Origin of the sequence: Pantoea sp. Morm (genome assembly GCF_016643525.1) — a bacterium.
Classification (GTDB): Bacteria; Pseudomonadota; Gammaproteobacteria; order Enterobacterales; family Enterobacteriaceae; genus Pantoea; species Pantoea dispersa.
Window position 1 is genome coordinate 1 of sequence record NZ_VOQX01000141.1, and the last position, 7767, is coordinate 7767.

The following is a 7767-nucleotide window of genomic DNA, read 5'->3' on the forward strand; positions in this document are numbered from 1 at the left end:
CCGGTGCCCCCTTCATACACAGGAGCATCACTATGTCTCGATTCATGCACGGCGACAGCGTACAGGTTATGGGCGGCTTTCCGGACAAGAGCATTGATTTCATTCTGACGGACCCGCCGTACCTCGTCGGCTTTAAGGACCGTTCCGGTCGCTCGATTGCCAACGACGTGAACAGCGAGTGGGTCCAGCCGGCGAGCAACGAAATGTTCCGGGTGCTGAAAGACAACAGCCTGGCGGTTAGCTTCTACGGCTGGAACCGGATAGACATTTTTATGCAGGCGTGGAAGGCGGCGGGGTTCCGCGTGGTGGGCCACATCGTCTTCACCAAGCCTTACGCCTCAAAGTCGGCCTTCGTGGGCTACCAGCACGAAAGCGCCTACGTGCTGGCCAAAGGGCGCCCGGCGCTGCCGGCGAAGCCGCTGCCCGACGTGATGCCGTGGGAGTACACCGGCAACCGGCATCACCCCACCGAAAAGCCGGTCAGCGCCCTGCGACCGCTGATTGAAACCTTCACGCAGCCCGGTGCCATTGTCCTGGATCCGTTTGCTGGGTCCGGCTCAACCTGCGTGGCCGCCCAGGCGTGCGGGCGCCGCTGGATTGGTATCGAGCTGATGGAGCAGTACCACGCCGCCGGCCTGCGCCGCCTGTATGCCCACCGCGACGCCCGCGCTGCCTGATGATAGGAGATAACCTGATGAGCGATCACACTATGCACCCTGATAACGATACCCTGCCGGCCGACGTCGCCGACCTGGAAGAATCGCTGTACGAATTTCATCTGCACCTGCGCGACATGATTGCGCGCCACCTCTGGCAGGGCGCCAGCCGCGAGCAGCGTATGGCTGGCCTGCTGATTGAGGGGATCGATAATGACCTGGTTGAACTGTACCGGCGCGCGGCCGTGATACAAAAACACCTGAGGGCGTGACTGATTAAAAATCCAACAGCGCTCTGCATCCCTGCCGGCGTACGGCAGGGCCGTTTTTATCCACAGGGTTCCGGGGCGGATATGCACCCCGGATGTGGACAAGACGAAAAGGACGTTGCTGCGCGCCTCATTGATGCCGCCTGCGGCGGGGGAATAAAAACCGTGCGGTCTGCGGCCGGTGCCGTGACTTCACTTTAGCCCGGCCGCTGCGTGTTTAAGAGGCGCAAGCTCACCGTCCTTGTATGTTTAATGCTGAACCAGGATAAATCTAAACTTATCCTGTTTTTTTACTGATGCTGCAGCACGATCTCCGTCCTGGGATTAAGAAGCCCGCGGGTGAGCACTATGCGCAGCATTACTTTCAGCTATAACCCGAACAATTGCCTGGCGCACCTAAAGCCCGTATCTGCAAGGCAGGGAGAACTGAAATGAGCGATAAAACAACCGTTGGTATTGACGTTTCAAAGTTCGCTTTAGATGTCTGGATCGACACTAGTGAGCGACTGATACATCTGGAGAACTCCGCTTCCGGTATCGCGCAACTGCTGAATGAATTCGAAGGACTTCACATATCAGGCGTTATAATGGAGGCCACAAGCCGGTATCACTCTCTGGCTGAATCAATGCTGATTTCTGCGGGTTTGCCTGTCGCAGTCATTAATCCGCGACAAATAAAGAATTTTGCCCGGGCAATGGGCAAGGTGGCAAAAAGCGACCCCATTGATGCCAGGATAATCTGTGAGTATGGTCGTCGTATGAAACCGGAGTTCAGACCTGTCAGGGATAAAGAACTTCAGGATATGGCACTGCTCCTGACGCGGCGGCGTCAGTTGGTACAGAATCGTGTCATGGAAATCACCAGGCTTCAGGAGAAAAGCGGTGCCTGGATTGAGAAGGGCATTATGGAGCATATTGCCTGGCTGAATGTGCAGATCGATGCGCTTGATAAGGAAATAAAGGACCAGCTGAATCAGAATGCTGCGTTATCTCCAAAACGAAAAATGCTTGAAAAAGTTAAGGGTATCGGGCCGGTAACTCAGGCTGCGATCCTGAGTCAGCTTCCGGAGCTGGGACATCTTAATCGCAGGCAGATTTCAGCCCTGGTTGGCGTATGTCCCTATGACAGGGACAGCGGGCAGCTTCGTGGTAAAAGGGCTATCTGGGGCGGCAGGTCTGGTCTGCGCGCAACACTCTATATGGCAATGCTTTCAGCGGTTCGATATAACCCCCGAATTAAAGATTTTTACACGTCGCTTGTTGCACGCGGAAAACCCAAAAAAGTGGCTATAACTGCCTGTATCAGAAAATTTATTACGATACTGAATGCGATGTTCCGTGATCAAAAGGACTGGGTATATAGCTGAAGGATTAGTTTACGGCCTTGGGTGAAACATACGATACGCCTCCGGACTAAATCTGAACGAGGCGATGGTCCGTTTTGTGCCAGGAGCGGACATCCAGATCATTTCATAGTGTTAAGTGCACGGGAAGTCTTCAAGTATGTTAATTATCAAATCGAGTGGGAAGATGATTTCATTGGTCTGTCTGAGCTCTTCTATGCTCCACCAGTAGTGATCATTAATGACTTCTTTTTCGTTGTTACTCCAACCTGAGCGGTCAATTTCTGATTTAATCGTAGATATAATAAAGAAGCGTTCTTCAGCAAGAACGTTCTCACCACTTGGTAGCATCATATGGAAGGTTCTGGAGGCTATTTGTGGTCCCGTAGTTCTTCTTGTCAGGCCCGTTTCTTCAAATAATTCACGTAACGCCGCCTGCTCAAAAGACTCGTTGTGCTCGAGTCCTCCCCCTGGCGTTGCCCAGTATGTTTTTCCTTCCAGAGCATCATCTTTATGGCAGAATCTAAAGAGCAGAACGTGATTTTCAGGTGAAAGGACTATCAATCGAGAGGCTGGACGAGTACGCATGTAATCCCTCTTAAATAAAATTTAAACCCTCATTTCGGATCTTCCAATAAGCATAGATTGCAGTCTACAAGTGCACATTGAGAATACCTTTTCTTACCACGTCAACTGCGCTTATCGTCCACTCCTCGCTCATGGCAGACCTTTAGGTCTTAAGTTTCAGGCACTCTAAAAGGTATGACAGCGATTTGACTGGTCCCGAGTGGAGTCTGTTTGAACGGGTTTCATCCCAGGGCATGGCATCGTCAGTGCAAAAGTCTCCTACACATTCCATTTCAAGACTTTCATCCAGTAACCCAACGGGAATCCAGACATAAGGCAAGTCCCGCAGAATGTTAGGCACAGTTGAGCCACATACGCTGCAAAAATCTGTACGGTAGCCAGTTGGCTTAAACCACGAGGCGATGCAGTTTTCCCCTTGTATCCAGCGAAACTCATTGCTTTTCACTAACGTGGCGAGATTATAACCTGCACCACTCTGCTTTCTACAAAGCGAGCAATGACAACGATAAAATCGTGATGGTTTATAACTGAGTTGAAATTCAACCGTTTTACACAAACATGACCCATTCATTTAACCCTATCCCTACCCGATTTCAGATACTTAAAGAAACATTATCATCTTTTTAATACTGAGTAAGAGCGTTCGTTTTGGCATTTCAAAATCAGCTATTGATCGGGCTTGATGTCCGTGTCTCGCTCACAGCGGACATTGGGCTGGATAGCGTACGCATTGTGCTAGAAGCGGACGTTAGTTGTGTATCTGGGTAAATATACAGTGTTCTTTGCTTTCATCATGAAATAGGTATGCTTTGAGCAGATTAACAGGTAAATTTATCTGTTGCTGGAAAAGAAAAAACATTCCAGTTTGGAAACTTTGATGGGATTGACCTAAAATGACAGGCAAAAAAATAATGAAGCCCTGCAAGCATTGGGCAGGAGTTAACAGTATCGTTTGGATTTAAATACTTTAACGTCGGATGTTCATCAGGTAAATCTAGAGAAAGCGTGCCGGCAAAATATACAAATGTTAGGCATCATTCACGGAGTAGCCATTGAATATACAACAAATTAATTACTCAGCTGCTTATTCCTTTGCTCATGCTACTATCTCTGCTGTGCGGAACCCTTCAGAAATTGGAGAAGGTGACATAATTGCTGATTTTTTTGAATTTCGAACCCAGAGTTTTTTTGAACAAATTGAGAAGCCCCAACAATATACTTTGCTTCATACCTTTATTTCCAGCGTAAATGGATTCGGGATACAACATTATCTCGGAAAGGTTGGTGAGGAAAGCATTATAGCTGACTATGGTCCATTACTTGATGGGGCAAACATCTCACGCCCAATATGGTTTACAGAACAGTATGTTAGCGATCATATATACGAATTGAGCGGAATCTTGGAGACTGCCACCGAAACAATTTCTGAAGCAGCCTTCCAATTGCTATTTGCAGACAGAACTTTTTTATATGAATTTAGTCGGTTTATTCAGCCGTTTATTGGTCGGCTACAGCCCAATGAGCATCAATGCATCGCTAGCCCGGGTGTTATCAAGAGATCACACTTTCCCGCATGGTTAAAAAACGCAGTATTTCATCGTGACAAAGGAAGGTGCCAACTCTGTGGTTGTGATCTCACTAATATTTTGGTTCCAACAGTGAGTAGACACATAGATCATATGGTTCCGTTAAAATTATCAGGAACCAATGATCCGACAAATTTTCAACTTACATGTGGATCGTGTAATACATCTAAAGGGGCTAAAGTACATGCAAACCCCCATTATACGTATTCATATTGGTAGCCTAACGGGTAGAGGTTGTCGGGCAAGTACTACGCTGCGCTCCATACCTGCCCCAACTGCAAGCGTCAATTTACATAAGGAGTCACTATGACTTTTTCAAACATGTTAAATGACAACGTTACTCTGCTGAGAAAGAACGGTGATCGAGTGGATGGCATCAAAGCCAGTATTCAGTCGAAGAAGATTTTCATCAACCGGTCTGATATTTTGATTGAAACCGGCGACCTTATTCAGAGGAGAATGTCGAATGGTGGAGAAGAAACTTACGAGGTTATCGATCCTGGATTTCACGAAGGTTTCGGGGGGATAGAAGCACACTACCAAATGACCCATCGGAAACTTGGCCTACCTGAAGCCAAGGCAGCAGTTCAGAGCATTACGTATAATATTTCCGGGCCGAACGCTCGCGTCAACAATCATTCTACTGATAACTCAGTTAATACTGCCAATATTAATCCTGATGTCGCGGAGCACATTTCTATGTTGCGTCAAGAGGTGAAACGCCTTTTACCTCAGCAGGACCAGCAGTCCGCTAATGAGGTAGTTAATGCCATTGAAAGTCAGTTCGAATCAAGCACACCAAGTAAGGTTGTAGTCAAAACGCTTCTGGCTGCTTTGCCCAGTGCTGGCAGCATTGCCTCAATTGGCTCGTTCCTTCTCTCTGCGCTGGGTGGCTGAGGCGAAAATTAACAATGCCAGGCACCACGGCAGCTTTTCCGTTGCGGCTTCGCCTACACTCGAAGCTACGCATTCGCGAGGCGTTAATGTCCGCTATTCGCTCAAAGCGAACCGTTCCCATGCTTAAGTCCGCTTCGTGCCAGAAGCAGTTGTTCAATCAGCAATGCCTTAGTTGCGTAATGAAATAGATGACGAACAGTGTTTTGTTTACGTAAGGTAAATGCTCATTCCTCCGTCAACAAAAGGACTAAGCATGGGCAGGTTTAAGGGAAAACGTATACTGATCACTGGTGGTACAAGTGGCATGGGGCTGGCAGGCGCGCAGCGCATTATCACTGAAGGTGGCGATGTAGCTATTACAGGACTGAGTGACGAAAGACTGGAGCGCGCCCGTACTTTGCTGCCTAAAACATCGCTTATTTTGAAAAGTGATTCTGCAAGCGAAGTTGACATCAATGCGCTAAAGGAAGCTATTAGCGATTGGGGTTCACTTGATGGATTATGGCTCAATGCTGGCTTCGCGGAGGTCAGCTCTCCAGAATCTGTAACGGCGGATTCTTTTAATCGCATGATGAACGCAAATGTGCGCGGCCCGATGCTACAGCTTGCCGCCCTATCAAAATCACTTAATTCAGGTGCATCCGTTCTGGTTACTTCGTCCTCTTCAACTTACGAAGGTGCGGCTATGACAAGCCTGTATGCAGCGACGAAAGGCGCCGTTATCGCCATGGTCAAAAGCTGGGCATCTGCACTGGCCGAACGTGGCATTCGTGCCAACACTTTGGTGCCAGGCCCAATTGAAACTAATTTCAGGCACTTTATGCCAGAAGAGTCGCGTCAGCAGTTTGAAGATTTCGTGGTAAGCCAGGTTCCTTTAGGTCGCGCAGGCACAGCAGAAGAAGCCGCTGCGGTTGCACTCTTCCTCCTGTCCGATGACGCATCCTATGTTACTGGCAGTCAGTATGCTGTAGACGGCGGGCTGGTACATTACTGATGCGTCTATAAGGAATTATGAAATCTGTCGAATAGATCCAATAAAATCTGCTATTAGCTACAGCGGATCTTGGCTGCTGTAGATGTCCGCTCTGTGCCAAAAGCGGAAGTTATTTGTTAGCTTGATTATAACCTCATCATTTTTATGTTAGAAAATGAGAAGGCCTGATTGTTAGAGCTAAAACTTACAATTCAAGGAAAGAGGAAGCCATGCTTTTTGCAATAAGATTCACCGATAAACCAACGGCATTCCAAGTCAGAAAAGAACACTTCAATTCCCATATCGAGTGGTTAAAGCAACATAAGAATATCATCAAGGCTGCCGGTTCATTACGTCAAAAAGACAAAGACCAACCAGTTGGAGCGCTATGGATAGTCGAAGCTGCTAATGAAGATGAGGCCGAAAAGGTATTTGAGACTGACCCATTTTGGGTATTTGGACTGAGATCCTCAGTGGAAGTATTATCCTGGAGTCTTGCCTTTGAGGACATGCTTGCCTGAGCTTCCCTTTTTTTGACGCTCAGAAATTTTCGGTAAATTTCCATTAGTCTTAAGAGAAACCGCGAACTTCCGTTAATCGCTCTTAACAGACCTCATACCCGTGTCAGTCTGCTTCGTGCCACGAGCGGACGTTAATGGCGTGGTATTTATAAAACATGGTGCAAAACTCATGTTAAGTTGATCTCTTAGCAGAAGTGAAAAATTTACGACAGGAGAAAGCCTGAAGTGAAAGCATTTACGGTGCGTCGCATTAATGAGAGCGACCTAGAGGATTTCAGAAGAGTTAGACTGGAAGCATTGCTCCTTCATCCGGACGCTTTTGGCGCGTCCTACGAAGACTGGAGCCAGAAGCCAGCACCATTCTTTGCTGAAAAATTGCGAACCAATTATGTTTTCGGTGGATTTGACCTTCACAACACCATACAGGGCCTGATTGGTTTGAGCTTCAGTACCTCACCAAAGCTGAGTCATGTCGCTACTATCTGGGGGATGTATGTCCGTGCCGGGATGAGGGGATCGGGACTATCATCAGGGCTAATGGAGGCTGCGCTGGAAGCTGCAAGCTCAGTAAGAACTGTAAAGCTTTCCGTCGTCACAACGAATCATGCTGCATATGCACTCTATCAGTCGTACGGTTTCACTAACTGGGCCACTGATACTGCTGCGCTTTACGCTAATGGTATTTTTCATGACGAATATCTTATGAGACGAGACTCGAAAAACGACTCATAACAAAGCCATAATGATAAATAATTGCTTATCGTGGCGACATAATCGTTCGTAGTGCAAAGGCTACGTCCGCTCCTCGCTGTGAGTTCAACTGATGGACGCAACACACTTATTGAACCGTTCTGCGGGTGATTCATATTCTAGCGTTTTTCTCGGTCTTTCGTTGAGCTGTCTGGCAACGCTGTTTAGTCTCTGCTGACTGTGA

Annotated in this window: 10 protein-coding genes; 8 read left to right on the plus strand and 2 right to left on the minus strand. The window is 47.7% G+C overall.

The annotated features are described in order from the left end of the window. Positions 1-32 precede the first annotated feature (32 nt). The 3 genes from FT726_RS25185 (at position 33) to FT726_RS25195 (ending at position 2292) form a co-directional block, all read left to right on the plus strand. A complete protein-coding gene (locus FT726_RS25185) occupies positions 33-677 on the plus strand; it encodes a DNA methyltransferase (protein ID WP_097098556.1) in 645 nt (214 codons plus the stop codon). Between the two features lie 17 nt (positions 678-694). Next, a complete protein-coding gene (locus tag FT726_RS25190) occupies positions 695-928 on the plus strand; it encodes a hypothetical protein (protein ID WP_346303648.1) in 234 nt (77 codons plus the stop codon). Positions 929-1356: 428 nt separating this feature from the next. Beyond that, positions 1357-2292 (plus strand): IS110 family transposase, encoded by a 936-nt coding sequence (locus tag FT726_RS25195; RefSeq protein WP_346303649.1) that lies wholly within the window; start codon positions 1357-1359, stop codon positions 2290-2292. A 111-nt stretch (positions 2293-2403) separates the two neighbouring features. Here the strand turns inward: FT726_RS25195 and FT726_RS25200 are convergent, their stop codons facing one another. After that, positions 2404-2856, minus strand: coding sequence for an NUDIX domain-containing protein (locus FT726_RS25200; protein ID WP_346303650.1), 453 nt, complete (start codon positions 2854-2856; stop codon positions 2404-2406). Positions 2857-2998: 142 nt separating this feature from the next. Next, entirely contained in the window at positions 2999-3427 is a 429-nt protein-coding gene (locus tag FT726_RS25205) for a GFA family protein (protein ID WP_346303651.1), read from the minus strand. A gap of 481 nt (positions 3428-3908) precedes the next feature. On the opposite strand from FT726_RS25205, the gene FT726_RS25210 reads away from it, so the two are divergent. The 5 genes from FT726_RS25210 to FT726_RS25230 all read left to right on the plus strand — a co-directional run bounded on the left by FT726_RS25210 (position 3909) and on the right by FT726_RS25230 (position 7565). Further along, the gene (locus FT726_RS25210; protein ID WP_346303652.1) at positions 3909-4661 is read left to right on the plus strand and encodes an HNH endonuclease signature motif containing protein; all 753 of its coding nucleotides are present in this window, start codon (positions 3909-3911) and stop codon (positions 4659-4661) included. Positions 4662-4748: 87 nt separating this feature from the next. After that, entirely contained in the window at positions 4749-5339 is a 591-nt protein-coding gene (locus FT726_RS25215; RefSeq protein ID WP_346303653.1) for a hypothetical protein, read from the plus strand. A gap of 253 nt (positions 5340-5592) precedes the next feature. Then, positions 5593-6333 carry an SDR family oxidoreductase gene (locus tag FT726_RS25220; protein WP_346303654.1) on the plus strand — a complete coding sequence of 247 codons (741 nt, stop codon included), beginning with the start codon at positions 5593-5595 and terminating at the stop codon, positions 6331-6333. Positions 6334-6542: 209 nt separating this feature from the next. Continuing rightward, positions 6543-6833, plus strand: coding sequence for a YciI family protein (locus FT726_RS25225; RefSeq protein WP_346303655.1), 291 nt, complete (start codon positions 6543-6545; stop codon positions 6831-6833). A 225-nt stretch (positions 6834-7058) separates the two neighbouring features. Further along, positions 7059-7565 (plus strand): GNAT family N-acetyltransferase, encoded by a 507-nt coding sequence (locus FT726_RS25230; RefSeq protein ID WP_346303656.1) that lies wholly within the window; start codon positions 7059-7061, stop codon positions 7563-7565. The last annotated feature ends 202 nt before the right edge of the window (positions 7566-7767 follow it).